The sequence below is a fragment of the Streptomyces sp. NPDC025638 genome, from assembly GCF_055558775.1.
In genome coordinates, this window is the sequence record NZ_JBVHLX010000006.1 from 102,057 (window position 1) to 128,148 (window position 26,092).

At 71.1% G+C, this 26,092-nt stretch carries 23 protein-coding genes and 3 tRNA genes; 8 read left to right on the top strand and 18 right to left on the bottom strand.

Going from position 1 to position 26,092, the window contains the following annotated elements; translation table 11 throughout:
- Positions 1 to 61 precede the first annotated feature (61 nt).
- The 3 genes from ACZ4EG_RS17485 to ACZ4EG_RS17495 form a co-directional block, all read right to left on the bottom strand.
- The gene (locus ACZ4EG_RS17485) at positions 62 to 943 is read right to left on the bottom strand and encodes a DUF2797 domain-containing protein (protein ID WP_467791175.1); all 882 of its coding nucleotides are present in this window, start codon (positions 941 to 943) and stop codon (positions 62 to 64) included.
- Positions 944 to 1,062: 119 nt separating this feature from the next.
- Positions 1,063 to 2,076 carry a BRO-N domain-containing protein gene (locus tag ACZ4EG_RS17490; RefSeq protein ID WP_467791176.1) on the bottom strand — a complete coding sequence of 338 codons (1,014 nt, stop codon included), beginning with the start codon at positions 2,074 to 2,076 and terminating at the stop codon, positions 1,063 to 1,065.
- 132 nt (positions 2,077 to 2,208) lie between these two features.
- A complete protein-coding gene (locus ACZ4EG_RS17495) occupies positions 2,209 to 2,583 on the bottom strand; it encodes an HGxxPAAW family protein (RefSeq protein WP_467791177.1) in 375 nt (124 codons plus the stop codon).
- A 98-nt stretch (positions 2,584 to 2,681) separates the two neighbouring features.
- Here ACZ4EG_RS17495 and ACZ4EG_RS17500 point away from each other — a divergent pair, with 98 nt between their 5' ends.
- Positions 2,682 to 3,173: a MarR family transcriptional regulator gene (locus ACZ4EG_RS17500; protein ID WP_453556598.1), complete on the top strand. Its 492-nt coding sequence runs from the start codon at positions 2,682 to 2,684 to the stop codon at positions 3,171 to 3,173.
- On the opposite strand, the gene ACZ4EG_RS17505 is transcribed toward ACZ4EG_RS17500, so the two are convergent.
- Both ACZ4EG_RS17505 and ACZ4EG_RS17510 read right to left on the bottom strand, forming a co-directional pair.
- Complete coding sequence (locus ACZ4EG_RS17505) at positions 3,158 to 5,806, bottom strand: amino acid permease (protein ID WP_467791178.1); 2,649 nt, start codon at positions 5,804 to 5,806, stop codon at positions 3,158 to 3,160. The two genes, ACZ4EG_RS17500 and ACZ4EG_RS17505, sit on opposite strands and share 16 nt — an antisense overlap.
- A gap of 336 nt (positions 5,807 to 6,142) precedes the next feature.
- Positions 6,143 to 6,364 (bottom strand): hypothetical protein, encoded by a 222-nt coding sequence (locus ACZ4EG_RS17510; RefSeq protein ID WP_467791179.1) that lies wholly within the window; start codon positions 6,362 to 6,364, stop codon positions 6,143 to 6,145.
- Positions 6,365 to 6,581: 217 nt separating this feature from the next.
- On the opposite strand from ACZ4EG_RS17510, the gene ACZ4EG_RS17515 reads away from it, so the two are divergent.
- The gene (locus ACZ4EG_RS17515; protein ID WP_390712341.1) at positions 6,582 to 7,598 is read left to right on the top strand and encodes a DNA-directed RNA polymerase subunit alpha; all 1,017 of its coding nucleotides are present in this window, start codon (positions 6,582 to 6,584) and stop codon (positions 7,596 to 7,598) included.
- 166 nt (positions 7,599 to 7,764) lie between these two features.
- On the opposite strand, the gene ACZ4EG_RS17520 is transcribed toward ACZ4EG_RS17515, so the two are convergent.
- Both ACZ4EG_RS17520 and ACZ4EG_RS17525 read right to left on the bottom strand, forming a co-directional pair.
- Positions 7,765 to 7,837 (bottom strand) — tRNA-Arg (locus ACZ4EG_RS17520).
- A gap of 218 nt (positions 7,838 to 8,055) precedes the next feature.
- Positions 8,056 to 8,146 (bottom strand) — tRNA-Ser (locus ACZ4EG_RS17525).
- Between the two features lie 216 nt (positions 8,147 to 8,362).
- Between ACZ4EG_RS17525 and ACZ4EG_RS17530 the strand changes: the two genes are divergently transcribed.
- Positions 8,363 to 8,791 carry an SSI family serine proteinase inhibitor gene (locus tag ACZ4EG_RS17530; protein ID WP_453556592.1) on the top strand — a complete coding sequence of 143 codons (429 nt, stop codon included), beginning with the start codon at positions 8,363 to 8,365 and terminating at the stop codon, positions 8,789 to 8,791.
- 252 nt (positions 8,792 to 9,043) lie between these two features.
- The gene (locus tag ACZ4EG_RS17535) at positions 9,044 to 13,084 is read left to right on the top strand and encodes a hybrid sensor histidine kinase/response regulator (protein WP_467791180.1); all 4,041 of its coding nucleotides are present in this window, start codon (positions 9,044 to 9,046) and stop codon (positions 13,082 to 13,084) included.
- A 16-nt stretch (positions 13,085 to 13,100) separates the two neighbouring features.
- Here the strand turns inward: ACZ4EG_RS17535 and ACZ4EG_RS17540 are convergent, their stop codons facing one another.
- Both ACZ4EG_RS17540 and ACZ4EG_RS17545 read right to left on the bottom strand, forming a co-directional pair.
- Positions 13,101 to 13,355 carry a hypothetical protein gene (locus ACZ4EG_RS17540; RefSeq protein ID WP_467791181.1) on the bottom strand — a complete coding sequence of 85 codons (255 nt, stop codon included), beginning with the start codon at positions 13,353 to 13,355 and terminating at the stop codon, positions 13,101 to 13,103.
- Positions 13,352 to 13,642 (bottom strand): hypothetical protein, encoded by a 291-nt coding sequence (locus ACZ4EG_RS17545; RefSeq protein WP_467791182.1) that lies wholly within the window; start codon positions 13,640 to 13,642, stop codon positions 13,352 to 13,354. The genes ACZ4EG_RS17540 and ACZ4EG_RS17545 overlap by 4 nt, the downstream gene beginning before the upstream one ends.
- A gap of 156 nt (positions 13,643 to 13,798) precedes the next feature.
- Between ACZ4EG_RS17545 and ACZ4EG_RS17550 the strand changes: the two genes are divergently transcribed.
- On the top strand, positions 13,799 to 14,071 hold the full coding sequence (locus ACZ4EG_RS17550) for a GntR family transcriptional regulator (RefSeq protein ID WP_467791183.1): 273 nt from the start codon (positions 13,799 to 13,801) through the stop codon (positions 14,069 to 14,071).
- Positions 14,072 to 14,129: 58 nt separating this feature from the next.
- On the opposite strand, the gene ACZ4EG_RS17555 is transcribed toward ACZ4EG_RS17550, so the two are convergent.
- The 8 genes from ACZ4EG_RS17555 to ACZ4EG_RS17590 all read right to left on the bottom strand — a co-directional run bounded on the left by ACZ4EG_RS17555 (position 14,130) and on the right by ACZ4EG_RS17590 (position 22,085).
- Complete coding sequence (locus tag ACZ4EG_RS17555) at positions 14,130 to 15,776, bottom strand: long-chain fatty acid--CoA ligase (protein WP_467791372.1); 1,647 nt, start codon at positions 15,774 to 15,776, stop codon at positions 14,130 to 14,132.
- Between the two features lie 177 nt (positions 15,777 to 15,953).
- The gene (locus tag ACZ4EG_RS17560; protein WP_453556587.1) at positions 15,954 to 16,547 is read right to left on the bottom strand and encodes a SigE family RNA polymerase sigma factor; all 594 of its coding nucleotides are present in this window, start codon (positions 16,545 to 16,547) and stop codon (positions 15,954 to 15,956) included.
- A 147-nt stretch (positions 16,548 to 16,694) separates the two neighbouring features.
- Complete coding sequence (locus tag ACZ4EG_RS17565; protein ID WP_453556585.1) at positions 16,695 to 17,861, bottom strand: lipid-transfer protein; 1,167 nt, start codon at positions 17,859 to 17,861, stop codon at positions 16,695 to 16,697.
- Entirely contained in the window at positions 17,858 to 18,277 is a 420-nt protein-coding gene (locus ACZ4EG_RS17570) for a MaoC family dehydratase (RefSeq protein ID WP_467791184.1), read from the bottom strand. Before ACZ4EG_RS17570 ends, ACZ4EG_RS17565 begins: the two co-directional genes overlap by 4 nt.
- A 4-nt stretch (positions 18,278 to 18,281) precedes the next feature.
- Positions 18,282 to 19,355, bottom strand: coding sequence for an acyl-CoA dehydrogenase family protein (locus ACZ4EG_RS17575; protein ID WP_467791185.1), 1,074 nt, complete (start codon positions 19,353 to 19,355; stop codon positions 18,282 to 18,284).
- 1 nt (position 19,356) lies between these two features.
- Complete coding sequence (locus ACZ4EG_RS17580) at positions 19,357 to 20,283, bottom strand: bifunctional MaoC family dehydratase N-terminal/OB-fold nucleic acid binding domain-containing protein (RefSeq protein ID WP_467791373.1); 927 nt, start codon at positions 20,281 to 20,283, stop codon at positions 19,357 to 19,359.
- A 152-nt stretch (positions 20,284 to 20,435) separates the two neighbouring features.
- Positions 20,436 to 21,599 (bottom strand): acyl-CoA dehydrogenase family protein, encoded by a 1,164-nt coding sequence (locus ACZ4EG_RS17585; protein WP_467791186.1) that lies wholly within the window; start codon positions 21,597 to 21,599, stop codon positions 20,436 to 20,438.
- Between the two features lie 174 nt (positions 21,600 to 21,773).
- Positions 21,774 to 22,085, bottom strand: coding sequence for a hypothetical protein (locus ACZ4EG_RS17590; RefSeq protein ID WP_363299539.1), 312 nt, complete (start codon positions 22,083 to 22,085; stop codon positions 21,774 to 21,776).
- 377 nt (positions 22,086 to 22,462) lie between these two features.
- Between ACZ4EG_RS17590 and ACZ4EG_RS17595 the strand changes: the two genes are divergently transcribed.
- The 3 genes from ACZ4EG_RS17595 (at position 22,463) to ACZ4EG_RS17605 (ending at position 25,177) form a co-directional block, all read left to right on the top strand.
- A complete protein-coding gene (locus ACZ4EG_RS17595; RefSeq protein ID WP_467791187.1) occupies positions 22,463 to 23,332 on the top strand; it encodes a bifunctional DNA primase/polymerase in 870 nt (289 codons plus the stop codon).
- 433 nt (positions 23,333 to 23,765) lie between these two features.
- Positions 23,766 to 24,110, top strand: a complete 345-nt coding sequence (locus tag ACZ4EG_RS17600; protein ID WP_453556565.1) for an effector-associated constant component EACC1 — start codon at positions 23,766 to 23,768, stop codon at positions 24,108 to 24,110.
- On the top strand, positions 24,110 to 25,177 hold the full coding sequence (locus ACZ4EG_RS17605) for a caspase family protein (protein WP_467791188.1): 1,068 nt from the start codon (positions 24,110 to 24,112) through the stop codon (positions 25,175 to 25,177). Before ACZ4EG_RS17600 ends, ACZ4EG_RS17605 begins: the two co-directional genes overlap by 1 nt.
- A gap of 96 nt (positions 25,178 to 25,273) precedes the next feature.
- Here ACZ4EG_RS17605 and ACZ4EG_RS17610 read toward each other — a convergent pair.
- Positions 25,274 to 25,363: transfer RNA gene (locus tag ACZ4EG_RS17610), tRNA-Ser, on the bottom strand.
- Positions 25,364 to 26,092: the final 729 nt, after the last annotated feature.

Sequence of the window (26,092 nt, forward strand, 5' to 3'; positions counted from 1 at the left end):
CAGGCGTTTCTCAGGCAACGCCTGGGAAACGCTTGCCGGGAGATCAGGAACGGTCGCGCCTTCAGAACAGCCCGTCCTGGACTCCCGCCTCCTCCTTGAACTCCCTCAGGGGAACGGTGAATCCGTCGCCCGCGCCAGGGCCGGGGCACAGCTCCCAGCCGTTCATCAGCCGCGTGTCGAGGACGACGACCCCGCGCGCCCCGGCCGCGATGTGCAGGTCGGGCCCGGCGGCCGCGACCAGTTCACCGCTCACGGTGCCGCCCGGGACCAGTTCGACGACCTCGCCGAAGGCGGTGGGCAGCTGCTGGAGCCCGAACACGCCCACGTGGTCGACCGGTTGGCACGGCTCGCGGGAGAGCGACTCCGGCCAGCCGTCGAGTGCGACGGCACGCTCGTACAACTCCTCGATCTCAGCGGTCCGTTCGGCCCCCGTCGCGGGCAGCGCGGACCGTACGGCTCGCTTCTCGGCGTAGGGGATCCGATCGGGCACGCCGAGCGCGGCGCGCAGCAGTTCCTCCGTCCGGCGCGCGGCCATGAGCGGCCCGGCGCCGAGCCAGCTGAAACAGACGGCTCCCTGTTCGAGCAGGCGCGCGGACCCCCGCTCGACGGCGGTGATCCCGACCTTGACCATGCCGGGCCCGAACCAGGCCAGATACACGTGGTACGGCCGCGGGTCGTCCGCGATGGTGTCGGCGGCCACGGAGTGCGCCCGGTCCAGCCGCGCGCACTGCTCACAGCGCGCGCCGGTGCTCCGCCCCGACACCACCGCCCGCACGGGGCAGGGGTGCCCCCGAGCACCCACACACGTCCGCACGCCCCCGTCCGCGACCCCGAAGGCGACCCGCTTCCCCCGAGGCAGCGCGCTGTGCCGCCCCCCGTCCCACACCAGCACGGGACCGTCCCCCGACCACCGCAGTCCCGAGCATTTCCACACCTGTGCCATCACTCTTGAGGGTAAGCCTGGGCACTGACAACGGGGTCGGGCAGTGGGAACGCGATACGGTACGCGAAGGCCCGAAGCCGCAACCTAGTTTTGCGACTTCGGGCCTGTCTCGTCACCGGCTACGGCAGCACGTAGACCGGCGCACCGTCCCCGGCGCACCCGCTCTGCCGCATGCAACCCCGCTTGAGCAGCATGCGCACGCAGTCGTGGACACGGTCGATCGTCAGCCCCGTACGGCCGGCGACCTCCTCCAGCCGACAACGGACCGGACCCCGCACCAGCGAGGGAGCGAGATAGGCCGCCACCGCGTGCACATCGTCCGTGACGACCAGGTTCTTCGCCCGCCAGATGCCCAGCAGCTGCTGGGGCGACATGGCCGGGGCCTCCTCCGCCGCGGAGCCGGGCTGGAAGCGATCGGCGATGCGGTCCAGGGTGTCGGCGATGCGGTGGAGGGCGCCGGCCATGGAGTCGTGAGCCCTGGCCATGGAGTCCTGCGCCCTGGCCATCGTGTCCTGGGCTTTGGCCATGGAGTCCTGGGCCCTGGCCATGAAGTCCTGGTGGCGGCACAACTCCGTCTGCCGGGCGAGCAACGCCTCGTCCGCCCGGATGTTCCGCTCTTCCAGACGGACGATCGCGTCGGCCACCTGCTCGGGCATGAGGTAGGCGGTGCCGCCGCTGGGCGCGGGCTGCACCGGGGCCGGTTCGAGGCTGTAGGAGCCGTCGCGCTGGATGGTTGCGATGACCTCGGAGACCCAAGCCTTGAAGGGTTCGCACTCGGGCTTGGTGCAGCCGTTGACAAGCTGGATCAGCCCCTTGAGGTTGACCAGTTTCATCGACTTCTGCAGCCTGTGAGCTGCAAGTTTGCTCAAGGTGTCTGCTGTACAGACGCCTTGTGCAATCTCACGGAGAGTCCTCTGCCAGTTTGCAGAGACGTGCGCGTTCAACGCCTGACGGGTGTTTGCGTACCCCAGTTTTCCGGCCACGTCCGTCGCCGGAAACCAGTGCTCCCCGTCCGGCAGCGTCAGCCTCCGCACCCGCGCCCCCGTGGCAGCGAACACGAAGTCGTTGACGTCGATCGCGTCCTGCTTCCATTCCGCCGACTGTTCCGGCGGCGTGTCGTTGTGCTCGTACATCGAGCATCACCTCCACCACGGAAGCTAGGGATCTCCTTACACAACTCCCCTGCATAGAAGGCATGTTCACCCAAAAGGTGACAGAGGGATCGATTCTCCCCGGCTTGCCGCGCGTGTGCACGCCCCGTCGAATCAGCCCCCGGCCTCGGCCGAAACCGGCTCCGGTTCGCCGCCGGTGGGCGCGGGGCGGACGGCAGCGGCCGTCCGTCGCCCCCGACCCGCCAGTCGGCAGCCGACGCAGCCGGGATGGCCCTCCCGTGCGCTCGTGTCCCGTATCCGCATTCCCCACTCCGCCCTCGGGCGGCGTCCCGGCGGCTTGCCCCAGCCGGTGAGGTGGAGGTACCAGGTGACGAGGACGCCGGCGGCGACGGTCGCCAGGCCCCCGGCGATCAAGGGGACCGACACCACGACCACCCCGGCTCCCGCCCCCGCCGACCCGATCGTCGCGATGAAGAAACCGGTCCAGCCCGCAACCGTGTGACCCTCGTCATACAGATGACCGCTCATGACTCGCCTCCCTCTCGTAGGGCTGAGGGCGCCTAGACTCCCTCACCACGAGAGGAATTTACTATTAAATCTCTCACGAGCTAAGGGAATAGAGAAACATGCACGGCAAGCCGCGACCGGCCGCCACCCCGGCGCAGGCGCTCTCGGCGATGGACCACCTCATCGCCGCCCACCTGATCGGACAGCAGGAACTGGCCAGGCGGCTGGGTCTGAACGTCACCGACCTCACCTGTTTCGCCTACGTCCTGGAGGCCGGCGAGGACCTGCTCACCGCCGGTGACCTGGCGGCCCGCGCCCATGTCACCACCGGCGCGGTCACCGGCATCCTCAACCGCCTCGAACGCGCCGGCTACGTCACCCGCCGCCCCGACCCGGCCGACCGCCGCCGTGTCCGCGTGGCCGCCGTACCGGCCGCGGTCACCCGCGTCGAGGCCGTCTACGCGGGCCACTACGAACGCCTCACGGCCCTGTTCGCCGACTACTCCGCCGAGGAGCTCGCCGTCCTCACCGACTGGTTCACCCGCGCGACCGAACTGGCTCACGAGTACCTGGAGAAGCTCAACCGGAACGACCCTCAGGAGGAGTGCTGACCGTCCGCGGACGGCAGCAGCTGCTCGGTCCAGATGATCTTTCCGGTGGCCGTGTAGCGCGTGCCCCACAGGTGGGTCAGCTGGGCGATGATGAACAGTCCCCGGCCGCCTTCGTCGTCGCTCGCGGCGTGCCGCAGGTTGGGGGTGGTGTGCCCGGTGTCCGAGACCTCGCAGATCAGGGTCCGGTCACGGATCAGGCGCACCTGGATCGGTCCGCCGACATAGCGGATCGCGTTCGTGGCCAGCTCGCTGACGACGAGCTCGGTGGTGAACGACAGCTCGTGCAGCCCCCAGTCGTCGAGCTGCTTGCTGACGGTGGTGCGCAGCGAGCCGACCGCGGCCGGGTCCGGGGCCACCTCCCACTGGGCGAACTGGTTCCGGTCGAGCATCCGGGTGCGGGCCAGGAGCAGCGTCGCGCCCTCGTCGACCGCTCCGGGCAGCAGGGTGGCCACCGCCTGGTCGCACAGTTCGTCCAGCGGCCGCCGATGCTCGGCGAGGACATGGGCGAGCTGTCGCAGCCCGGCGGCGGAGCTGTCGGCCGACTGCAGGAGGCCGTCCGTGAGGAGGGCGACGACGCTGCCCGGCGCGAGCCGCAGTTCGGTGCTCTCGTAGGGCGGGCCGACGACTCCCAGTGGCGGCCCGGGCGGCAGTTCCGGGGTGCCGGTGGCGCCCGTGCGCGCATCGACGACCACCAGCGGCAACGGGCCCGCCCGCGCCAGGCTGCACTGTCCCGAGACCGGGTCGTACACCGCGTACAGACAGGTCACCCCCCGGGCCTCGTCGGCATGCGACCGTGCGTGGAGGCGTTCGGGCCCGCGCTCGGGTCCGCGTTCATGCGCGGTCTGCTCGACCAGGTCGTGCAGGCGGGTCAGGACCTCGTCCGGGGCCAGGTCCAGCCGGGCCAGCACCCGTACTCCCGTACGCAGCCGCCCCATGGCCGCGGCCGCGTGCAGCCCGTGGCCGAGGACGTCCCCTACGACCAGACCGACCCGGGTGCCCGACAGCGGGATGACGTCGAACCAGTCGCCGCCCACGCCGGACCCGCTGTCGGCGGGCAGATAGCGTCCGGCCGACTCAAGGGCCGTCTGCGGCGGCAGACTGCGCGGAAGCAGGCTCCGCTGGAGTTTGAGGGCCGCGCTGTGCCCGCGGGTGACCAGGGGCATCAGGACGAAGCCGATCAGCAGCGCGCCGAGCCCCACGACCACGACCCCGCCCGTCGGTCCGATCAGCGGCAGGTCGACGGTGGTCGCGCCGTACCCGGGCGCCGCGTAGACGAAGACGGCGTAGACGAAGAGGAGGAGCATCATCAGCCCGCCCAGCCCCGGCAACACGCCCTTGAAGACCAGGTCCTTGGCGCTGCGGCCGAGGATGTTGCGGTAGTACCAGAGACAGGCGAAGCCGGTCAGCCCGTACTGGAAGGTGATCGCGAGGCCGACCGAGTCGATCGAGTCCACCAGGACGTCCTCGCTGAACGATGTCAGCAGGACCAGAAAGCCGATCGAGGCCGCGCCCATCCCTATGGTCGACCAGGTCGGGGTGAGGAATCTGCGGTGGACCCGGGCGAGGTGGGAGGGGAGGGCCTTGTGGACCGCCATGGAGAAGACGGTCCTGGCCAGGGGCAGGATGGTGGTCTGGGCAGAGGCCAGCGCCGAGGTCAGCACCATCAGGATCAGCAGTCTCAGCAGGACGAGCCCCGCGCCCTGGCTCCCGAACACGGCCTCGCCCAGTCCGGCGAGCACGTCGTCCCAGTTGCCGGGGTTGGCCAGCCCGATGCCCGAGGTACCGACCCCCGCGAACGCCTGCGCCGACGTGGACACCAGCGCGTACATGGCCAGGAGGATCACGGTGGACATGACCGCGGCACGCCCGGGGATGCGCGTGCTGTCCATGGTTTCCTCGTTGACCGAGACGGCGCTGTCCCAGCCCCAGTAGATGAAGACGCCCGCGAGGATGCCCGAGGTCAGGGCCTTTGCCGAGGGGACCTCGAAGGGGTTGAACCAGGAGGCGGACACATGGATCGCGGTCGCGGGAGGGTCGGTGTAGACCCTGACCAGCGCGGCGATGGCGAACAGGATCAGCATCACCACTTCCAGGCACAGCAGCACGCGCTGGATCGCGGCCGAGAACTGGATGCCGACATAACAGACCGCGGTCATCACGGCGATCCAGGCGATGCCCGCCACGGTGGTCCACAGCCGGCTCTCCGCCAGGCCGTCCAGGCCCACCAGCCGGAAGCCGTAGGCACCGGCGAGCACGGCGAGGTTCGCCATGACGATGATGTTGGCGACGATGAGGCCCCAGCCGCCCATCCAGCCAGTGCGCGGACCGAAGGCGCGCGTGGCCCAGGTGAAGGTGGTGCCGCAGTCGGCGTTGCCCGCGTTGAGCTCCCGGAAGGCATACGCCATCAGCAGCATCGGGACGAAGGCCAGCATGGTGACGATCGGGGCCTGCGGTCCGACCGCGGCCACGATGATGCCGAGCGTGGCGGCGATGCTGTACGCCGGGGCGGTGGAGGCCAGGCCGATGACGACCGAGGAGAACATGCCCAGCGCGTCGTTCTTGAGCCCTTTCCGGCCGGACCCCGTGCCTGGGGCGGGGCGGCCTGCGGACGCGGCGTCGCCGAAGAGCCTCACACTCGATTCCAACCCCGTGCCTGACCCGCCCGCAACAGCAGCGGACAGCGGCACCCTTCGCCGCGTCACACCCCCGTGGCGCGGGAGCTAGGCCGCCTTGGGTTGCGCGGCAGCCATCCCCGGGGCGGGCTCTTGCTCCTCCTCAAGCAGGAGGGTCATGTCTTCCCCGAAGTCCGGGGCCTGGAAGGGGTTTGTCGCCGGAGGCGGCGACGCTGCGGTGGCACAGCGGGGTTGCCCTTCCAGGGCGGAGAACAGCGACGTCGGATCGATGAGAGGTCTCGCTTTCGTTACAGGCCCCTGAAGGGGCCTGGCGTGCCGTGATCGGGCACAGAGGTCCTACAGCTTGGTCATCTTGGCGTACGGGCTCAAGATCCGCATTTGCGACGAGCCGAAATCCACGAGGGCCGCGATTCCGTTCTCGATGCCGATCACCCGGCCGAGGCCGTACATGTCGTGTGTGACCTGGTCGCCCACGGCGAAGTGCTTGGGAGCCGGGGTGACCGGGGCCTTGAAGGGGCTGGTGGGCAAGGGACGCTTCGGTGCAGCAGGCTTTGTCATTGCCCCCAGTATGCGCCTAGGAACCGCACTGGTGGCTGACTCCCGGGGCAGGAGTGGTTGATCGTTGGACTTAGCTCCATCAAGCCATTGCCCCTCCGACCGGCCGGCAGACGGGCGAGGTCGGGCGGTTCGCCCTCGTAGGCGGCCGAACCGCCCGTACCCTTCTTGGTGTCTACGGCGTCACATAGCGGGCGCCAAACACTGGAGGCAATACCTCGTGCTGATTGCTCAGCGTCCCTCGTTGACCGAAGAGGTCGTCGATGAGTTCCGCTCCCGGTTCGTGATCGAGCCGCTGGAGCCGGGCTTCGGCTACACCCTCGGCAACTCCCTTCGCCGCACCCTTCTGTCGTCCATCCCCGGTGCGGCTGTCACCAGCATCCGCATCGACGGTGTCCTGCACGAATTCACCACCGTGCCGGGCGTCAAGGAGGACGTCACCGACCTGATCCTCAACATCAAGCAGCTGGTCGTCTCCTCGGAGCACGACGAGCCGGTCGTGATGTACCTGCGCAAGCAGGGTCCGGGTCTGGTCACCGCCGCCGACATCGCGCCCCCGGCCGGTGTCGAGGTGCACAACCCCGACCTGGTCCTCGCCACGCTCAACGGCAAGGGCAAGCTGGAGATGGAGCTGACCGTCGAGCGCGGCCGCGGTTATGTCTCCGCCGTGCAGAACAAACAGCTGGGCCAGGAGATCGGCCGTGTCCCGGTCGACTCGATCTACTCGCCTGTGCTGAAGGTCACGTACAAGGTCGAAGCGACCCGTGTCGAGCAGCGCACCGACTTCGACAAGCTGATCGTCGACGTCGAGACCAAGCAGGCGATGCGTCCCCGTGACGCCATGGCCTCCGCCGGCAAGACCCTGGTCGAGCTGTTCGGTCTCGCCCGCGAGCTGAACATCGACGCCGAGGGCATCGACATGGGCCCGTCCCCGACGGACGCCGCCCTGGCCGCCGACATGGCGCTGCCGATCGAGGAACTGGAGCTCACGGTCCGCTCCTACAACTGCCTCAAGCGTGAGGGCGTCCACTCGGTGGGTGAGCTGCTGGCGCGTTCCGAGGCCGACCTCCTCGACATTCGCAACTTCGGTGCGAAGTCGATCGACGAGGTCAAGGCGAAGCTGGCGGGTATGGGCCTGGCCCTGAAGGACAGCCCGCCCGGATTCGACCCCACCGCCGCCGCCTTCGACGCGGACGACAACGGGGGCACGGGTTTCATGGAGACCGAGCAGTACTGAACGCTGCGCCGGGTCGCGGGCGCGGCGGGACGAGATGGTCACCCAGCTCGTCCGGCTCGCCCGCTCGACAAACTGACCGTCCGGGACGTGCGCTTGCCGTACTTCGCTGCTGTACGCCCCCCGAAACGCGAGAGGCCCCGGATCTCTCCGGGGCCTCTTGCCTGTGCGCACTCGGCAGGATTCGAACCTGCAACCTTCTGATCCGTAGTCAGATGCTCTATCCGTTAAGCTACGAGTGCCTGTTTTTTGTTTTCCTGTCCTTCGCTCCCGGCCCTTCCGGCCCGCTCGCGGCGACAGGAAGAACATTACATGACTGCCGCCGTCATGTGAAATCCATTAGCCGCACCCCTTGTGACCTGCGGAAACTCCAGAAACGCCAGGGTCGGCCGGGGACGCTCGGAACGCCGGGAACGCCGAAGCCCCGGTCCACAAAGACCGGGGCTTCGGTGATCGAGCGCGGAGGCGGAGGGATTTGAACCCTCGATGGGCTTTAAGGCCCAAACCGCATTAGCAGTGCGGCGCCATAGACCGGACTAGGCGACGCCTCCAGCACAACCTCCCACGCGAGCGCGTGAGTGGCGCGTGCAGATGATGACACAGTCGAGCGTGCTGTCACCAATCGCCCCCCACGGTACTAGGCACTCGGGCCACAGGGCAAAGCCCTTCTCCCCGGCGGGGCGGGGGCGCAACGTCCGGGGGCCACGGGCGTTGATCAGGGCATGTTTCCGTTCTTCTCCCGAGCCGCCCTGGCGTCCATGGCGTCCATGGCCTCAGTCGCCGTCGTCACCGCCCCCGCCGCGGCCCTGCCCGCCCCATCTGCCTCCGCGCCCCCGCCCATCCGGGCCGAGGACCGGCCGGCCGTACCCGGCGACCGGCTGACCGTCACCGTCCGGCACGCGGGCGCCGGGCGGAACGGGACATACGTGCTGTCGTGTCATCCCGCCGTCGGCAGTCACCCGGACGTGGGCGGCGCGTGCCGGGCCGTGGACCGGAACACCCGGTGGGGCCGCGAGGCCTTCGCGCCGGTGGCGCCGGGCAGCGTCTGCACGATGGTCTACGGCGGCCCGGCCACCGCCCATGTCACCGGGACCTGGGCCGGGCGCCCGGTCGACGCGACGTACGACCGCAGCAACGGCTGCGAGATCGCGCGGTGGAACCGGATGGTGCCGCTCCTGCCGGACATCCGTTCGTAGGAGTCCCCCGGGGTTCACGGTCGACAGTCATTTCATGGCGGAATCCCAGGTCCCGTAAAAGTCCCGCGAAGGTCTTACGCAGCCGGAGCACGTGGTCACACGTTCCCCCTCACTTCCTCGTGCGACCTCCCTCTCATCCGGCGCCGATAGCGCAATCGCTGCCCTTAGACTCCCTCGCGTGACACGTTGCGGGCCGGTTGGCAAGATGGCCCGAGCGGTCGGCAAGGTGCGGTAACAGGGAGGAAGCGTCTCGTGAGCAGCAGGCCATCCCGAGGCGCTGCTCGCCTCGCAGCCATACTCGACGCGCTTCCCGACGCGTTGGTACTGGTCAACGCCAATGGGACGGTCGTCAACGCGAACACGATCGCGCTGGAGGCGTTCGAGACTCCGGGTACGGCTCTGGTCGGGCGCGGGCTGCTGGATCTGCTGCCCCAGTTCGACTCCAAGCTGATCCCGGGCTCGATGAGGCGGCCCGACCACATGGACCCGCGCGGGCGGACCAAGCCGACGCGGATGATCGCCCGCCGGACCGACGGCACCGAGTTCCCGGTCGAGGTCACCAGCGCGAACCTGGAGAACGGGCAGCAGGCGTACGACGGTTACGGCTACACCGGCGACGAGCTGCTGATGCTCGTCGTACGCGATCTGTCCGGGACCGTCGACACCGAGGCCGAGCTCGCCCGTTCGCAGCGGCAGACCGAGATGATCCTGCGGGCCGCGTCCGAGGGCGTCGTCGGCACGGACACCGACGGGCGGATCGTCCTCGTCAACCCGGCCGCCGCCCAGATACTGGGTTACCGGGCCGGTGAACTCGGCGGCAAGGAACTGCACACCCTCGTCCTGCACTCCCGCGCCGACGGCTCGCCCTTCCCGTACGAGGAGTCCCCGCTCGCCGACACCCTGCGCTCCGGACGCAAGCACCGGGTGCGCGGCCAGATGCTGTACGCGAAGAGCGGCGACAAGGTGTCGGTCGACCTGACGACCGCGCCCGTGCGCGACGGCGACCAGCTCGTCGGCGCCGTGATGACCTTCACCGACCGGCGGCCCTACGACGCCCTGGCCGACGAGAAGGCGGCGCAGGAGAAGACGTACGCCGAGGAGCTGGAGCGGCTCTCCGAGGAGCACGCCTCCGACCTCACCGCGCTGCGCCAGAAGCATGTGACCGAGCTCGACGGGCTGCGCGAGCAGCACGCGGAGGAGCTCGCGGCCGGCGAGGAGCGGTACGCCGCGCTCGGCGAGCGGGAGAAGGACCGGTACGAGGCCCTGGCCGGGCGGCACGAGCAGTTGCTCACGCTGCTCGCGGGCTCACTGCGCGGACCGCTGGACGAGCTGCGCCGCGAGCTGGCCGCCCTCGCCGCGGACGACGCGGGACAGCTGTGGCCCGAGGCCAACCAGGTGCTCCACCACCTCTCCGCCGGCTATTCGCGCATCACCCAGCTCATCGACAACGTCCTCGGCTACCAGCGGCTGGACGCGGGCACGGAGGACATCACCCGTACGAAGGTGATGCTCGACGCCGTCGTCGCCGCCGGAGTCGAGGGGGCCGTCGAACTGATCGGGCCGGGGCGGGTGCAGTTCGCGGTGCACGCGCCGCCCATCGAGGCGGAGGTGGACCCGCAGCGGCTCGCCACGGCGCTCGCGCATCTCGTCGCGGACGTGGCCGGTGTCGACGCGACCGGCAACGCGCCCGTGTCGGCGGGCGGTTACATGGACAACACGGTCGTCGTGGCGGCCGCGCAGCGCGGCGAGGTCGTACGCATCGAGGTACGCGGGCCGTACGCCGGGGGAGACCCGGTGCACGAGCCGATCGTGCGCGGGATCGTGCGGGCGCACGGTGGTGTGCTGCAGACGCACGAGGTGCCGGGCATGAGCGGCAGCGCGTATGTCCTTGAGGTGCCGCTCGGGGGCGGCGCCGGGGCCGTCGCGGCTCCGGCTCCCGCCGTGGCAGCTGCCGAGGAAGATGGCTCCGAGGCGGGCGCCCCGGCCGGGCAGACCTCCGGCGGAGGCCGGCGGCGGGCCCGGCGGAACTCCGTGGACGCCTTCCTGGAGAGCGAGGTTCCCGGCCGGTCCGACGCCACCGAGGCGGATGCGCACGCACCGACCGGGCGACGCAGGAGGCGTGCGGCCGACGAGCCGGAGCTGGTCGCGGCCGAGGCCACGGAGGCCTCCGGCGGCACCGGGCGACGGCGCGGCAGGCCCGCCGAGGACGCCGCCGGTGGCCAGGGCGAGGACGTGGCCGAGGGTGCCGTCGTGATGGCGGCCGAGCACGCGGCGGGAACGGCCGCCGTGGGCAGCGGGCTGGGCGGGACGGTACCGCCGCAGGGCGTGCCCGTGCCCAGCGGACGGCGTGCCCGGCGCGACGCCGGGGAGGCGCAGGCCGCCCTGCCGCCCGCACTGCCCGCGCCCACCGCCGCCCCGGAGACCGGAGCTGATCCTGTCCCGGCCGACGGTGCCCAGCCCAGCGGGCGCCGCCGTCGTGCGCTGGCCGCCGCGGCGGAGCGTGCCGCCGCGCAGGAGGCGGGGGCCCGTACGGTCTTCGCGCTGCCGCCGGCCGAGGCCGACCGCTCGCCCGGGTCCGAGCCCACGCCCGTGCCCGTCGCCGAAGGCGCGGACGGGCAGGTGCCCGCCCCGGTTCCGGCTCCGATCCCGGTCCCGGCCCAGATGCAGGCTCCGGTGCCGGGCGAGGGCGCCCCGGTCGGTGCCCCCGGCGACAACGGGCGGCACGACGCCGTACCGCACGACCAGGCCGAGGACCACACGCCGCCCCAGCCGCACCCCACCACCGCGCCGACGGGCCGCCGCCGACGGGCCGTGGCCCAGCCGGCCGAGATGTCCGGGACGCCCGCGCAGGGCGTGCCCGCGCAGGGCACCGTCGGCCAGGCCCTGCCGCTCCCCGCGGAGGCGGGCGGCACACCGGCCGCCCCCGGTCAGGCCCCCGCGGCGCCCACGGCACCCGTGGCCCCCGCCGCCCAGGCGACCCCGGCCCCGGCCCCGGCCCCGGGCAAGCCGATCGGTGCCGCCGCCTCTCCGAACGGCACCGACACCCCCGGCGCCGGCACCCCGCTCCCGCCGGCGCAGTCCGCCGCGCAGCAACGTGCCGCGCAGCCGTTGCCCGCCGAGGCGGCCGCCCCCGTCGACCCGAACTCGACGCAGGGGCGGGCGATCAGCGTGCGCACCCTGGGGCAGGGCGTGCCGTTCAGCCGGCAGGCGGCGCAGGTGCAGCAGCCCACGGCCACCCCGCCCCCGCAGACGCCGGGCGGTTCCGGCCGCCGTCGCAAGCTGGGCACACCGCCCGACCCGGCCGCACGCCAGGAGCAGCGCCAGGAGCAGGGGGCCCGCCCGCACCCGCCGGCCGAGCAACCGCCAGCGCAGCCGCCCCTGGCCGGACAGTCCCTCGCCGGGCAGTCCCGGCTCGCCCCGGCCACCACCGAGGGTGCCGGACGGTCGTACGCCATAGGCGCCCCGGACGAGAACGCCGCCGAGGGTCCCGAACCGCTGGACGGGCCGGGCGGCGCGATCGAGGTCGCGGACCCGCCGCGTCCGCAGCCGATGGACGACGAGCTGCCGCCGGAGCCGCTGGACAACCCGCGGCGGCTGCTGGTGTGGCCCGCGCCGGACGTCACCACCCAGCAGGCGCTCAGCGACCGCGGCTACCGTCCCGTGATCGTGCACTCCCGCGAGGAGGTCGACGCGCAGATCGCCGCGTTCCCGGCCGCGCTGTTCGTGGACCCGCTGACCGGGCCGATCACACGTACCGCGCTGCAGTCGCTGCGGCAGGCCGCCGTGGCGGCGGAGGTGCCGGTGCTGGTGACGGCCGGGCTCGGGCAGGCGACGCGCGAGGCGGCGTACGGCGCCGACCCCGCCGTACTGCTGAAGGCGCTCGCCCCGCGGGACAGTGAGCAGCACCCGCCGCGGGTCCTGCTCATCGAGGAGCACGCGGAGATCGCGCTGGCGCTGACCTCGACGCTGGAGCGGCGCGGGATGCAGGTCGCGCGGGCGGCGAGCGATGCCGACGCGGTGACGCTGGCCGGGCAGCTCAGGCCGAACCTGGTCGTGATGGACCTGATGCAGGTGCACCGGCGCCAGGCCGGGTTCCCCGGGATCATCGACTGGCTGCGCGCGAACGGGCAGCTCAACCGCACCCCGCTCGTCGTCTACACCGCCGCCGTCGACCAGGCCGACCTGCCGCGGCTCGCCTCCGGCGAGACGGTGCTGTTCCTCGCGGAGCGGTCGACCAGCGGCGAGGTGCAGAGCCGCATCGTCGACCTGCTGTCGAGGATCGGTACGAACTAGAAAGGGGCGCGGGGTTCTACTCCCGGCCCGCCGCCACCATCACGACGCACTCCGCGAGAGCGTCGAACAACGGCCGTACGAACGCGGCGAGTTCGGCGTCGGATGCCCGGTCGGCCTCCAGTACGGCGCCCACGACGGCAAGCAGGGCGGCCGCGGCGCGCACGGCGTGGGCATCGGCGAGCGCCGCCAGGAAACCACCGGATTCCGCGGCGTAGACCGCCTTTCCGGTGACCGGGTCGACGCCGAGGCTGCGGAGGCGGTGTGTGCTCATACGGCGACCTCCACGGGGATGTAGTCCTGGCCCATGGTCGCCAGAAGGGCAGCGCGGCGCCGTTCGCGTCGCAGCCGGTGCCGCTCCAGTTCGTCGCGCTCGCGTTCCCAGAGGGCGACATAGGGGCGGACGAGGGGCAGACCGTCGACGAAGACGAGGGACTGGGACCGCGGCGTGGTCGGGGCGGGGCGGTGACCAAAAGAGGGAGCGGACACGGGCCCCTCGGCCCGGTGGGCTCCACGAGCGGGGAGCAGAAATCGCAGGATCGTGACGAGTAGGGTGCGCACCGGTCGACTCCGTTGCAGTCGGCTCAGCCCCGGCATGGAAGCTCCACACTTCCCGCCGGGGCGCTTTCACGACGGCGATGGTAGCGCCTTGTATCGCTACGTCGCGATACGTATCTCAAAGAGCGTGCATCAGTCCCCTTGCCTAGCGTCGACTCCATGAACCCCGACGCTGAGATCGATCACGGTGCACCTCTGACGCCGTACCGGCAGCTTGCGGAAATCCTGCGTGCGCAGATTCGACGTGGGGACTGGCAGCCGGGGCGGATGCTGCCGAGCGAGGCCCAGCTCGTGCAGCGGTACGGGATCGCACGGACGACCGTCAGGAGGGGCTTGGCCCTGCTGGCCGACGAGGGCTGGGTGTTCACCGTCCCTCAGCGAGGCTGGTTCGTATCCGACCCGCTCCCGCCCTCCTCCGAAACCCCCGCCTGACGAACAGCCCCCGGCGCAGGCCAGGGGCTGTCGGTCGTACGCGCCGTACGGAAGGGCGTCAGCCGAGCTTGGTCACGTCCAGGTCGCCCTCGGCGTACCGCCTGCGCAGCACCTTCTTGTCGAACTTGCCCACGCTCGTCTTCGGCACCGCCTCGATGAGCGTCCAGCGCTCGGGGAGCTGCCACTTGGCGATCTTCCCCTCCTCCGCGAGGAAGGTGCGCAGGGTCGCGAAGTCGGCGCTGGAGCCCTCCCTCAGGACGATCGTGGCCAGCGGGCGCTCGCCCCACTTGTCGTCGGGGACGGCGACCACGGCGGCCTCGGCGACGTCCGGGTGGGACATCAGGGCGTTCTCCAGGTCGACCGAGGAGATCCACTCGCCGCCGGACTTGATCACATCCTTGGCGCGGTCGGTGAGGGTGAGGAAGCCGTCGGGGCTGATGACGCCGACGTCACCCGTCTTGAGCCAGCCGTCCTCGCTGAACTTGTCGGCCGGGCGGAGCGGTTCGGCGTCGGGGCCGTTGTAGTAGGCGCCCGCGATCCACGGGCCGCGCACCTCCAGCTCGCCGGCCGACTCGCCGTCCCAGGGGAGGCGCTCGCCGCCGGGGCCGGTGAGGCGGGCCTCGACGGCGGCCGGGAAGCGGCCCTGGGTGAGGCGGTAGGCGAACTCCTCCTCCGTACCGACCGCGTGGGCCGGCGGGCGGGCCACCGTGCCCAGCGGGGAGGTCTCGGTCATGCCCCAGGCGTGGCAGACCCGCATGCCGAGCTCGTCGAAGGCCTTCATGAGGGAGGGCGGACAGGCCGAGCCGCCGATGGTGACCTGGGTGAGCGAGGAGACGTCCCGGGGCTTGGCGGTCAGCTCGGCCAGCAGGCCCTGCCAGATGGTGGGGACGGCGGCCGCGTGGGTCGGCTTCTCGCTCTCGATCATCTCGGCGAGCGGGGCCGGCTGCAGGAAGCGGTCCGGCATCAGCATGTTGACGCCGGTCATGAAGGTGGCGTGCGGCAGGCCCCAGGCGTTGACGTGGAACTGGGGGACCACGACGAGCGAGGTGTCCTGGTCGGTCAGCCCCATGGACTCGGTCATGTTGACCTGCATGGAGTGCAGATAGATCGAACGGTGGCTGTAGACCACGCCCTTGGGGTCGCCGGTGGTGCCGGAGGTGTAGCACATGGCGGCGGCCTGGCGTTCGTCGATCTCCGGCCAGTCGAACGTCGTCGGCTTGTCCGCGATCAGCTCCTCGTACTCGTGCACCTGCGCCGCGGCGCCGGCGAGCGGGGAGCGGTCGCCGGGACCGGAGACGACGATGTGCTCGACGCTCGTCAGCCTCGGCAGCAGCGGCGCGAGCAGCGGGATCAGCGAGCCGTTGACGATGATCACGCGGTCGGCGGCGTGGTTGACGATCCAGGCCAGCTGCTCGGCCGGCAGGCGGAGGTTGAGCGTGTGCAGCACCGCACCCATGGAGGGGATCGCGAAGTACGCCTCGACGTGCTCGGCGTTGTTCCACATCAGCGTGGCGACCCGGTCGTCGGCCCGGATGCCGAGGTCGTCCCGCAGGGCGTTCGCGAGCTGCACCGCGCGGGTGCCCGCCTCGGCGAAGCTGCGCCGCTGCGGTTCGCCCTCCCCGGTCCAGGTGGTGATCTGGGACTGTCCGTGCACCAGCACACCGTGCACAAGGATGCGGGTGACGGTCAGCGGTACGTCCTGCATGGTGCTCAGCACGGAGTCCTCCCGGGGCGACTTTGCCTACGCGGTGGTAAGGGCTGCGCTGATTCTGCGCACATACCGCGCGGTATGTCACTAGGGGCAGGAAAACTCGTGGGCTTCGGGAGGTCGCGCGCGTGCTTCGGGAGGGCCGCGCGAGTGCTTCGGAAGGGTCGCGCGCGCCTATCGCACCAGGTCGAGCTCCGGGTCCTCGCGCAGCTTGCCGAGCGCCCGCGACACCGCCGACTTCACCGTCCCCACCGACACCCCGAGCACCTCGGCCGTCTGGGCCTCGCTCAGGTCCTCGTAGTACCGCAGGACGACCATCGCCCGCTGCCGGGCCGGCAGCTTCGCGATCGCCCGCCACATCGCGTCGTGCAGCGCCTGCCGCTCCGCGGGGTCGTCCCCGCCGGGCACCGGCTCCGGCTCGGGCAGCTCGTCGCACACGAACTCGTCGACCTTGCGCTTGCGCCACTGCGAGGTCCGCGTGTTCAGCAGCGCCCGGCGCACATAGCCGTCTAGCGCCCGGTGGTCCTCGATCCGCTCCCAGGCGACATAGGTCTTGGTGAGCGCGGTCTGCAGCAGGTCCTCCGCGTCGCTCGGGTTCGCGGTCAGCGACCGTGCGGTACGCAGCAGCACCGGATGGCGGGCCCTCACATACGACGCGAACGACGGGTACGTGGGGGTCCCCCCGGTCGTGCGGAGCCGGGACGGGGGGAGGGTCTGCCTCACCGATGCGGCGGCGTCCGACGCGCTTGTGCAGACGGGTGTGGTCATGGCTCCACGCTATGAGCGACCCCCCGCGCGGCGGATCGGTCCCAGGTCCCGAAGCCGAGTCCCCCTCAGGTTGTAGGAGTGGGGGCACCTACACCTCCTGAAGGTGGAGTGCCGGGCATCCGCTACTACGGGTTTACCCCTGAGGGCTCAGCCGTCGGCCGCGAGGACCAGCCCCGACGTGGGCACCCCCGTCCCCGCCGTCACCAGGACCCGGTCCGCCCCCGGTACCCGGTTCACCGCCGTGCCCCGCACCTGGCGTACCCCCTCCGCCACGCCGTTCATACCGTGGAGGTAGGCCTCCCCGAGCTGTCCCCCGTGCGTGTTGAGGGGCAGCCGCTCCTCGGCCACGAAGTCCGCCGCCTCGCCCCGTCCGCAGAACCCGAACTCCTCCAGCTGCATGAGGACGAACGGGGTGAAGTGGTCGTACAGGATGCCCACGTCGATGTCGGCCGGGGCCAGCCCGGAGGTGCGCCACAGCTGCCTGGCCACCACCCCCATCTCCGGCAGGCCGGTCAGGTCGTCGCGGTAGAAGCTCGTCATCTGCTCCTGGGCACGGCCGGCCCCCTGCGCGGCGGCCGCGATCACCGCGGGCGGGCGGGGCAGGTCGCGGGCCCGTTCCACGGAGGTGACGACGAGCGCCTGGCCGCCGTCCGTCTCCTGACAGCAGTCCAGCAGCCTCAGCGGCTCCACGATCCAGCGCGAGGCCGCGTGGTCGGCGAGCGTGATCGGGCGGCCGTGGAAGTACGCCGCCGGGTTGGTCGCCGCGTACTTGCGGTCCACGACGGCCACCTGCCCGAACGCCTCCGGGGTCAGCCCGTACGCGTGCAGATAGCGCTGTGCCGCCATGGCCACCCAGGACGCCGGGGTGAGCAGTCCGAACGGCAGCGCCCAACCGAGCGCCGCACCCTCCGCCGACGGCTCCCGGTGCTGCACGCCCGAGCCGAATCTCCGCCCCGACCGCTCGTTGAACGCCCGGTAGCAGACCACCACCTCCGCCACGCCCGTCGCCACGGCGAGCGCCGCCTGCTGCACGGTCGCGCAGGCCGCCCCGCCGCCGTAGTGGACCCGGGAGAAGAAGGACAGCTCGCCCATCCCGCAGGCCTGGGCCACGGTGATCTCCGGGCTGGTGTCCATCGTGAACGTCACCAGACCGTCCACGTCCTGGGGGGTCAGCCCCGCGTCGTCGAGCGCGGCCCGCACCGCCTCCACCGCCAGCCGCAGCTCGCTGCGCCCCGAGTCCTTGGAGAACTCGGTGGCACCGATGCCGACGATCGCCGCGCGTCCGCCGAGCGTGTCCCGGCTGCGTACGCTCATCGCGCGCCGCCCTCCGCCGGTACGGCGACCCTCACGGTGACCGTCACCGTGCCCGTCACATGTCTGCCGATGCCGTTGGAGCCGGTCACCCGGACGGTGGCGGTGTCGCCGTCCACCTCCTCGATCCGGCCGGTCAACACCATGGTGTCTCCCGGGTAGTTGGGCGCCCCCAGCCGGATGGCGACCTTGCGGAGCACGGCCGTCGGACCGAAGTGGTCCGTGATGTACCTGCCGACCAGGCCGTTCGTCGTCAGGATGTTCATGAAGACGTCCGGGGAGCCCTTCTGCCGGGCCAGTTCGGCGTCGTGGTGGACGTCCTGGTAGTCGCGGGACGCGATCGCGCCGGCCACGATCAGGGTCCGTGTGATCGGGATCTCCAGCGGCGGCAGCTCCGCGCCCGCCGCCGGCACGGTCATGCCCTCACTCCGCATTCGCGATCAACTCCCCCAGCTCCTGCAGCACTTCGCCCCCGCATCCCAGATAGGCGTCCAGCTGCCGCCCCCACAGGAAGTGCCGGTGCACCGGATGACCGAGGTCGGCGCCCGTACCGCCGTGCAGATGCTGGCCCGTGTGGACGACCCGCTGCCCCGCCTCGGACGCCCACCAGGCGGCGGTCAGCGCGTGCGTGTCGTAGGGGAGCCCCATGTCGCGCCGCCAGGCCGCCTCGTACGCCGTCACCCGTATCGCTTCCGCGTCCATGTACGCGTCGGCGGCGCGTAGTTGGACCGCCTGCCGGGTGGCGAGCGGGCGGCCGAACTGCTCCCGGCCGTTCACATGCGCCACGGCCCGCGCGAGCGACCCGGCACACACCCCGGCCTGCAGCCCGGCGAAGGCGGTGCGGGCGGTGGCGAGGACATCGGCGTAGGCGTCCTGGCCGCCGAGCCGTTCCGCGGGCGCGTCGTCGAGGGTGAGGCGCCCGGCCGACCAGGGCGCGGTCAGCTCGACCGGCGTCACCGTGGTGCCCTCCGCGAGAGGGGCCAGCCACAGCCGCCGGCCGGCGTCGGCGACGAGGACGTGCGTGGCATCCCGCAGCCAGGGGACGACGGGGACGGTGCCGGTCAACGTGCCCCGAGCCAGGTCCCGTACCCCGCCTTGAGCCGAGGCACGTACCCCGCCCCGGGCCGAGGCCCGTACCCCTCCCCGCGCCGGAAGCGCCCCGCTCACCACCACGGAACCGTCCCCGACGCCCGGCAGCAGCCGCTCCCGTTGCTCCGCTGTGCCGTGGGCGGTGAGGGCGAGCAGCCCGTGGACACAGCTCGCCGCATACGGCACCTGGGCCGTCGTACGGCCCTGTTCCTCCAGCAGCAGCACCAGCCCGAGCAGGCCCAGCTCCGCCACCGCGCTCACCAGGCCCGCCCCGCACAGCGCCTTCCACAGCTCGGGGTCGCTGCCCGTGCCGGTGGCTTCGAGCCGCTCGTGCGTCGCGAGGTCGCCGAAGATCCGGGCGGCCAGGTCGCGGGCCTCGGCCTGTTCCTCCGTGGGCGTGAAGTCCATGTCAGGCCCCGCCCTCGGTGACCCGGAACACCGGCAGGACCAGTGCGCCCTCCTCGTCCTCGTAGGTCCGGAACTCCACCCGGACCGGCAGACCGATGCGCACCTTGTCGTACGGCACCCCCACCACGTTGCTGATCATCCGCACGCCCTCCACGAGCTCGATCAGCCCCACCGCATAGGGAGGGTCGAAGGCCGGGAACGGCGGGTGGTGCATCACGACGTACGAATGGACCGTGCCCTCGCCGCTCGCCTCGACCGTGTCCCAGTCCGGGCAGCCGCAGGTGTTGCAGCCCGGCAGCCAGGGGTGGCGCAGCGTGCCGCAGCCGACGCAGCGCTGGACGAGCAGTCGGTGCCGTGCGACGCCCTCCCAGAAGCCGGCGTTGTCCCGGTTGACCACCGGGCGGGGACGCCGGGCGCGCGGGGCCCGCTGTGCGCGGCGGGACGGGGCGTACTTGAGGATGCGGAAGCGGTGCGTGCCCGCGAGTTCCGTGCCGACCCGCACGTCCATGCGGGTCGTGATGAAGTACCCCGTGCCGAGCTTCGTCGTCTTCCGCTCCGACACCGACTCGATCACCGTGTCGAACGTGACCTCGTCCCCGGGCCGCAGGGGCCGCAGATACTCCTGTTCGGAGTCGGTGGCGACGACCGAGACGCAGCCCGCGTCGTCGAGGAGGGTCATCAGCTCGTCGAACGCGGGGGTGCGCCCCTCGTGGCCGGAGAGGCCGCCCATCGTCCAGGCCTGGAGCATGGTGGGCGGGGCTACGGCGTCCGGGCCCTCGTAGGCCGGGTTCATGTCGCCCATCGCCTCGCACCAGTGCCGGATCATCGGCACGTTGACCGGGTCCTTGCCCACGCAGGCGACGGCGGCCGCCCGCCCCTCGTACTGCTTGAGCCGTGCGTACAGCTCGTCGTCGTACTCCTTCTCCACGAACCGTGCGTCCGGCTCGTTCTGCTCCTTGACCCGCGCATCTGGCGCATCGTGTTCCTTGAGCCGTGCGTCAGGCTCATCGTGTTCCTTGAGCCGTGCGTCAGGCTCATCGTGCTCCTTGAGCCGCGCGTCCGGCTCGTCCGGTCCGTCGCTCACCGCCGCCCCCTCGTCATCCCGAGCCGCATCGTCGCGACGATCTCCCGCTGCACCTCGCTCACCCCGCCCCCGAACGTGTTGATCTGCGCCGCCCGGTTCAGCCGCTCGATCCCGCCGTCCCCGAACGCGCCCGGGGAGCCCGCACGCACCAGTCCCGCCAGCCCGTCCGTCCCGAGGACGTGCTGGCAGATGCGGTACACCGCCACCGCCGATTCGGTGCCCGCGACCTTCACTCCGCTCGCGTCGCCCGGCGCGAGCCGGCCCGCGCCGACGTCGCCCACCAGGCGCCAGTTGAGCAGGCGCGTCGCCGCCAGCCGGGCGTGCGCCTCGGCCAGCTGCGCGCGCACCCACGGCTCGTCGATCCGGCGCCTTCCGGTCACCGGATCCGGGGCACGGGCGGCGCGGAGCACGGCCGCGTGGAAGTCCTCGGCCTGCATACCGATGGCCGCGAGGGCGACCCGCTCGTGGTTGAGCTGGTTGGTGATGAGCGACCAGCCGTCGTTCTCGGTGCCGACGAGGTTCCCGGCGGGGACCCGGACTCCGTCGTAGTAGGTGGCCGTGGTCGTCTGCCCGCCCACCGTCTCGATCGGCGTCCAGGAGAACCCGGGCGCGTCGGTGGGAACGAGGAGGATCGAGATGCCGCGGTGTCTGTCCGCCGCAGGGTCGGTGCGGCAGGCGAGCCAGATCCAGTCGGCGTGCTGGGCGCCCGAGGTGAAGATCTTCTGGCCGTACACCACCCAGCCGTCGCCGTCGCGCACGGCCCGTGTCCGCAGCGACGCCAGGTCGGTCCCGGCGGACGGCTCGCTGTAGCCGATCGCGAAGACCAGCTCGCCGCGCAGGATCCTGGGCAGGAACCAGGCCTTCTGCCGCTCGCTCCCGTACTTCATCAGGGTGGGCCCGACCGTGTTCAGGGTGACCATCGAGACGGGGGCGCCCGCGCGGTGGGCCTCGTCGAAGAACACGAACTGTTCGTCCGCGCCGCGGCCCTGACCGCCGTACTCGACCGGCCAGCCGAGCCCGAGGAGGCCGTCGGCGCCGATACGGCGCAGCAGCGCCCGCTGTTCGTCCACGGCAAGGGGCCCGTCGGGCATCAGGTCCCGGAAGTACGCGCGGAGTTCGGCGCGCAGCCGCTGCTGGCGCTCGGTGGGGGCGAGGTGCACGGCGGGGGCCTCCCGGCCTCGTACGAATGACGGTTTCTGACTGTCCGTCAGATACCGTCGGGTGTCAAGGTCGGCCAGGAGCGCGAAAACGCCTGTGCGGCGGCACCGAAGCACCGCCGCACAGACGCATGACGACCCCGAAAAGCGCACCCCACAAGGGATTTCAGACGCGGCTCACCACAGCTTGGTGAAGTGGATCAGGACGTTCTCGTTGCCCTGGTTGATGGCCGTGAACGCGGAGCGGTTGACCTGCGCGGTATTGCTCTGGTTCGAGGCTCCGTGGCCGGCCGCGTTCTGCTGTGTGGTGGACGAGTTGCCGCTGTTGTTATGGCCGACCCCGCTGCCGACGATGCTCGCCACGCCCGCGTTCGATCCGTCGGCCGCGAAGCCGCCGTTGTCCGCGGCCGCGACGCCGGTGAACAGGGCGGCTGCGAGCGGAAGCGCGGAGACGGCGGCGAGAACGCGGGCGGTACGGATGCTTGCCATGTCTGTTCCTCCAGAACGGTGTACCCGTCGGCCGCTGGCCGCGAGTACGTCGAGTACCTCAAGTACGGCTTCTGCCAGGGAAGTTGGCCGACCGCCCCGGTGGTTGTGCACGACGTCGCGAGTCCAGAGTTGCCCAGCGGATCCCCGGCGAACCACCCCGGATGCCCTGATTCGCCCTCAAGCGTGATGACATGTCGATAAACCCCTTTCGCCACCTTTAGCAATCCCTTGCCCCAAGCATCACCAACACGACCTCCTCCACTCCGTGCGCCACCGGTGAGGAAACGTTCCAGCGCAGTTCCGGCCAACTTTGCCGCCCCGGCGAGTCGCCCCCGACCCCTCTTCCCTTTTTCGAACGCACGTACGAAAATGAAGCCATGGCCACCACCGACCGGCAGGCCACGACGCTGGCCCTCGCACACGCCCTGTCAGCCGCCGAACGCGGACTGGCCGTCATCCCCCTGACCCGGACGAAGCTCCCGGCCCTGCGCTCCCCCCACCACGACGACCCCGACCCGGCTCCCTGCCACGGCGAATGCGGGCGCTTCGGACACGGTGTGTACGACGCCTCGTCCGACCCGGCCCGCATCCGCGAACTGTTCTCCGCCGCGCCCTGGGCCACCGGCTACGGCATCGCGTGCGGCCTGCCCCCGCACCACCTCATCGGCATCGACCTCGACACCAAGTCCGGCACGGACTCCTCGGCCGCACTGCGCGAGCTGGCCCTGCGGCACCTGTTCACGATCCCCGAGACCGTCGTCGTGCTGACCCCGAGCGGCGGCCGCCACCTCTGGCTGACCGGCCCGCCCGACGTCGTCGTCCCCAACTCGGCGAGCCGGCTCGCCCCCGGCATCGACATCCGCGGCGCCGGCGGCTACCTGGTCGGCCCCGGCTCACGCACCGGCCACGGCGTCTACGGCGCCGCTCCCGGCACCGCGCACCTGGCCCCCGCACCCTGCCCGCCCGCGCTGCTCCGGCTGCTGCTCCCGCCGCCACGCCCGGCCCACGCCGCGACGCACCCCTCGCTCGGCGACCGCGGCCAGGGCCTGGTCCAGTTCGTCCTCGCCGCCCACGAGGGCCAGCGCAACACCCGCCTGTTCTGGGCGGCCTGCCGCGCCTACGAGAACGGCATCGGCCGCGCCCTGATCGCCCCCCTGATCGCCGCGGCCCTCAACACCGGCCTGACCGAACACGAGGCACGGGCAACCATCGCATCGGCGGCCCGCATGACGGGCCACCGTCCGTGAATCCCCCACGCCGGCGCCTTGTGGTCAGCGGCGGACGAGCCAGAGGACTGCCGCGACCACGGGAACGAGCGCGGCGAGCGTCCCCAGAACCACCCCGGTGTCCATAGTTCCGAACATGCCTGTTCCCCCATCGAATTCACCGCCCAGACCCGGCCGACCGGCCCGGTCTGGGCCTTGTGAGCCATGCGGTGATCGTATTGAGCGGCCTGCCGGGCGGGGAGGGTACAAGAGGAACGCTGAGCTACATCTGAGCTTGGTGCGGCTGAGCCGGCACGGGGTGCGCCGAGGGGGTGGTGGTGGACCAGGAGCAGTCGTCCTCGGACGCTGGCCCGTTGGCCCGTTGGCCCGTTGGCCCGTTGGCCCGTTGGCCAGGCGAGCTTGATCGGATGTGTCTATCGTAGGCGCGGTGGCAGAGGCAGCGCAGGGGAGTCCCATGCAGGTCCAGATCAAGGTTGCCGAAGATGACGGTGGTACGACCCTCATCGATCTCTACCGCTGGCTCCGGCAGGACGGCGACCTTCGGCGCCATGCCGAGGTACGGCTGCAGCCGCCGCGTCAGACGGGCGGCTTCATGGGGACTCTGGAGGTCATTGACCTGGTCCTCAACCAAAGTATCGCGGCAGCCAATCTTGCCCTGGCGTACGCCACTTGGCGCGCCGGCCGTCCTGCGTCCCCTCCGGTGACCATCACAGTTGACGGGATGTCAGTCACGGTAACGGACGGTTCGGAGGAGTCGGTGCGCCGGATCGTGGAACTGCTGCGGTCCGAGAACGACTGATGGGTCTGCCCGATCCCACTACGTCTCGTGCGGTCCTGATCGGAGTGGACCGTTACCAGCACTTGGACGACCTGCCCGGGGTGCGCAATAACGTCTACCGGCTCGCTGCGCTGCTGAGGGATCCCAAGGTGTGGGGCCTGCCGGCGGAGCACTGCCTGGTGTTGAGCAACCCCGATTCCTACGAGGAACTACTCGATGAAGTCCATGCAGCGGCGAACGCGGCGGAGGAGGCGTTCCTGTTGTACTTCGCGGGCCACGGACTGCTGTCGTCGAACGGCAACCTGCATCTGGCGCTACCGAAGTCGGACAACGAGCGGCTGTACCGGGCCGTACCCTATGACTCGCTCCGGCACGAAATGGTCGACACATGTACCGCCCTCAGCCGGGTGGTCGTCCTGGACTGCTGCTACAGCGGACGCGCGCTACAGGGATACATGAATCCGGCAGTCGAAGTGGCGGACCTGGCGGACGTCGAAGGTACTTATCTGATGACCGCGTCGTCCGAAACCCAACTCGCCTGGGCCCCGGAGGGCGAGGAGTTCACCGCCTTCACGGGCGAACTGGTGAAGGCCCTGTCAGAAGGCGTCCCCGGTGCGCCGGACCCTCTGCAGATGGGCTCCCTGTTCCACCATGTGCGCAGGGAATTGAAGGCCAAGGGACGGCCGGTGCCGCAGCAGCGGACCCGAAACGCCGGACACAGCATCGCCTTGACTCGCAATCGCTGGACCGCGACTGTGACCTCCCAAGAGAAAACCGACGAACCGCAGGAAGACGCGGACGCACAGAGCGGCGCAGCACAGCCCACACCGCCCGAACTCACGACGCCACAGCCCCTGCGTGATACGGCTCTTGCAAACCTGCTGTGGCGCGGCTTCGGCCCGTGGGCGGGCTGGACGAGAAGCCATCAGGCCGTCGGCGTGGGCGTAAGCGCACACCCTGCCGATGTGAACGGCAACGATCAACGCATGGCGGGACAGCGGCGGCAGCGGGAAGTACGGAACGTGGCCATCGTCCTGGGGATGTACACGGCCACCGTCAGCGTCATCCTCTTGATCCTCTTCAAATGATCACGACAGAGCCGGATCAAGGTGAGACAGGACTCAGCAGAAGGGGCGCCCCTCGCTGAGGGACACCCCTTCTGACCAGCACGTCTACGACCTGTGCGGAGGCGGTGGGATTTGAACCCACGGTGACATCGCTGCCACGACGGTTTTCAAGACCGTTCCCTTCGGCCGCTCGGGCAACGCACCTCCGTCCCGCCCACCAGGAGCGGAGCGGGTACAGCATGCCGACCCGGGCGCTTCTCGGCGATCGTGGTCCACACGGGGTCCACTGGCTGTCTTCCACGCCTCAGGGCCACCGCTCCGATCAGCACCCGGCCCGATGCCGGCCTGAACTTCGCGCGGCGTTGGAGAAGCTGCGCACTCGCCCAATGCCTGAGTCAGAAGAGGAGAAGGAACCAGTGCGAGCGCATAGTGCCGCGCCGCGGGCCGGGATGTGCAGTGCCCTGCATCGGCTGGACGCCCGCGACCAGCCCACACTGCGCTGACCGGGCCCGAGCCGGTCCTCGACACAATCAGCGCGCACATCCGGCTCGACCGGCTCCCCGGGCCACTCGCCCTGTATGCCGACAGCACTGGCCCCGACGCAACCGCGCCGGGGCCAGAACCGCAACATTTGTGGTGATCTTCTAGCTCTTGTGCCCGTCGCCCTGGCCCCAATCGCCCTCGTGGCCAGGCTTGGACGGCTTGGACGGCTTGGGGGACTTGGTCGGCTTGGGGGACTTGGTCGGCTTGGGAGACTTGGTCGGCTTGGGAGGCTTGGTCGGCCTGGGAGACCCGGGCGGACTGGGAGACCCGGGCGGCCCAGCAGGCCCAGGCGGACCGGCAGGCCCGGACGGCCCAGGAGACCCAGACGGCCCAGCAGGCCCGGACGGCCCAGGAGACCCAGACGGCCCAGCAGGCCCGGACGGCCCAGGAGAC

Coding starts and splice junctions, on each gene's coding strand:
- ACZ4EG_RS17485 (WP_467791175.1), bottom strand. CDS start 943: ATGGCACAGGTGTGGAAATGCTCGGGACTGCGGTGGTCGGGGGACGGT.
- ACZ4EG_RS17490 (WP_467791176.1), bottom strand. CDS start 2,076: ATGTACGAGCACAACGACACGCCGCCGGAACAGTCGGCGGAATGGAAG.
- ACZ4EG_RS17495 (WP_467791177.1), bottom strand. CDS start 2,583: ATGAGCGGTCATCTGTATGACGAGGGTCACACGGTTGCGGGCTGGACC.
- ACZ4EG_RS17500 (WP_453556598.1), top strand. CDS start 2,682: ATGCACGGCAAGCCGCGACCGGCCGCCACCCCGGCGCAGGCGCTCTCG.
- ACZ4EG_RS17510 (WP_467791179.1), bottom strand. CDS start 6,364: ATGACAAAGCCTGCTGCACCGAAGCGTCCCTTGCCCACCAGCCCCTTC.
- ACZ4EG_RS17530 (WP_453556592.1), top strand. CDS start 8,363: ATGGCCTCAGTCGCCGTCGTCACCGCCCCCGCCGCGGCCCTGCCCGCC.
- ACZ4EG_RS17540 (WP_467791181.1), bottom strand. CDS start 13,355: ATGAGCACACACCGCCTCCGCAGCCTCGGCGTCGACCCGGTCACCGGA.
- ACZ4EG_RS17550 (WP_467791183.1), top strand. CDS start 13,799: ATGAACCCCGACGCTGAGATCGATCACGGTGCACCTCTGACGCCGTAC.
- ACZ4EG_RS17555 (WP_467791372.1), bottom strand. CDS start 15,776: ATGCAGGACGTACCGCTGACCGTCACCCGCATCCTTGTGCACGGTGTG.
- ACZ4EG_RS17560 (WP_453556587.1), bottom strand. CDS start 16,547: ATGACCACACCCGTCTGCACAAGCGCGTCGGACGCCGCCGCATCGGTG.
- ACZ4EG_RS17565 (WP_453556585.1), bottom strand. CDS start 17,861: ATGAGCGTACGCAGCCGGGACACGCTCGGCGGACGCGCGGCGATCGTC.
- ACZ4EG_RS17570 (WP_467791184.1), bottom strand. CDS start 18,277: ATGACCGTGCCGGCGGCGGGCGCGGAGCTGCCGCCGCTGGAGATCCCG.
- ACZ4EG_RS17575 (WP_467791185.1), bottom strand. CDS start 19,355: ATGGACTTCACGCCCACGGAGGAACAGGCCGAGGCCCGCGACCTGGCC.
- ACZ4EG_RS17590 (WP_363299539.1), bottom strand. CDS start 22,085: ATGGCAAGCATCCGTACCGCCCGCGTTCTCGCCGCCGTCTCCGCGCTT.
- ACZ4EG_RS17595 (WP_467791187.1), top strand. CDS start 22,463: ATGGCCACCACCGACCGGCAGGCCACGACGCTGGCCCTCGCACACGCC.
- ACZ4EG_RS17600 (WP_453556565.1), top strand. CDS start 23,766: ATGCAGGTCCAGATCAAGGTTGCCGAAGATGACGGTGGTACGACCCTC.
- ACZ4EG_RS17605 (WP_467791188.1), top strand. CDS start 24,110: ATGGGTCTGCCCGATCCCACTACGTCTCGTGCGGTCCTGATCGGAGTG.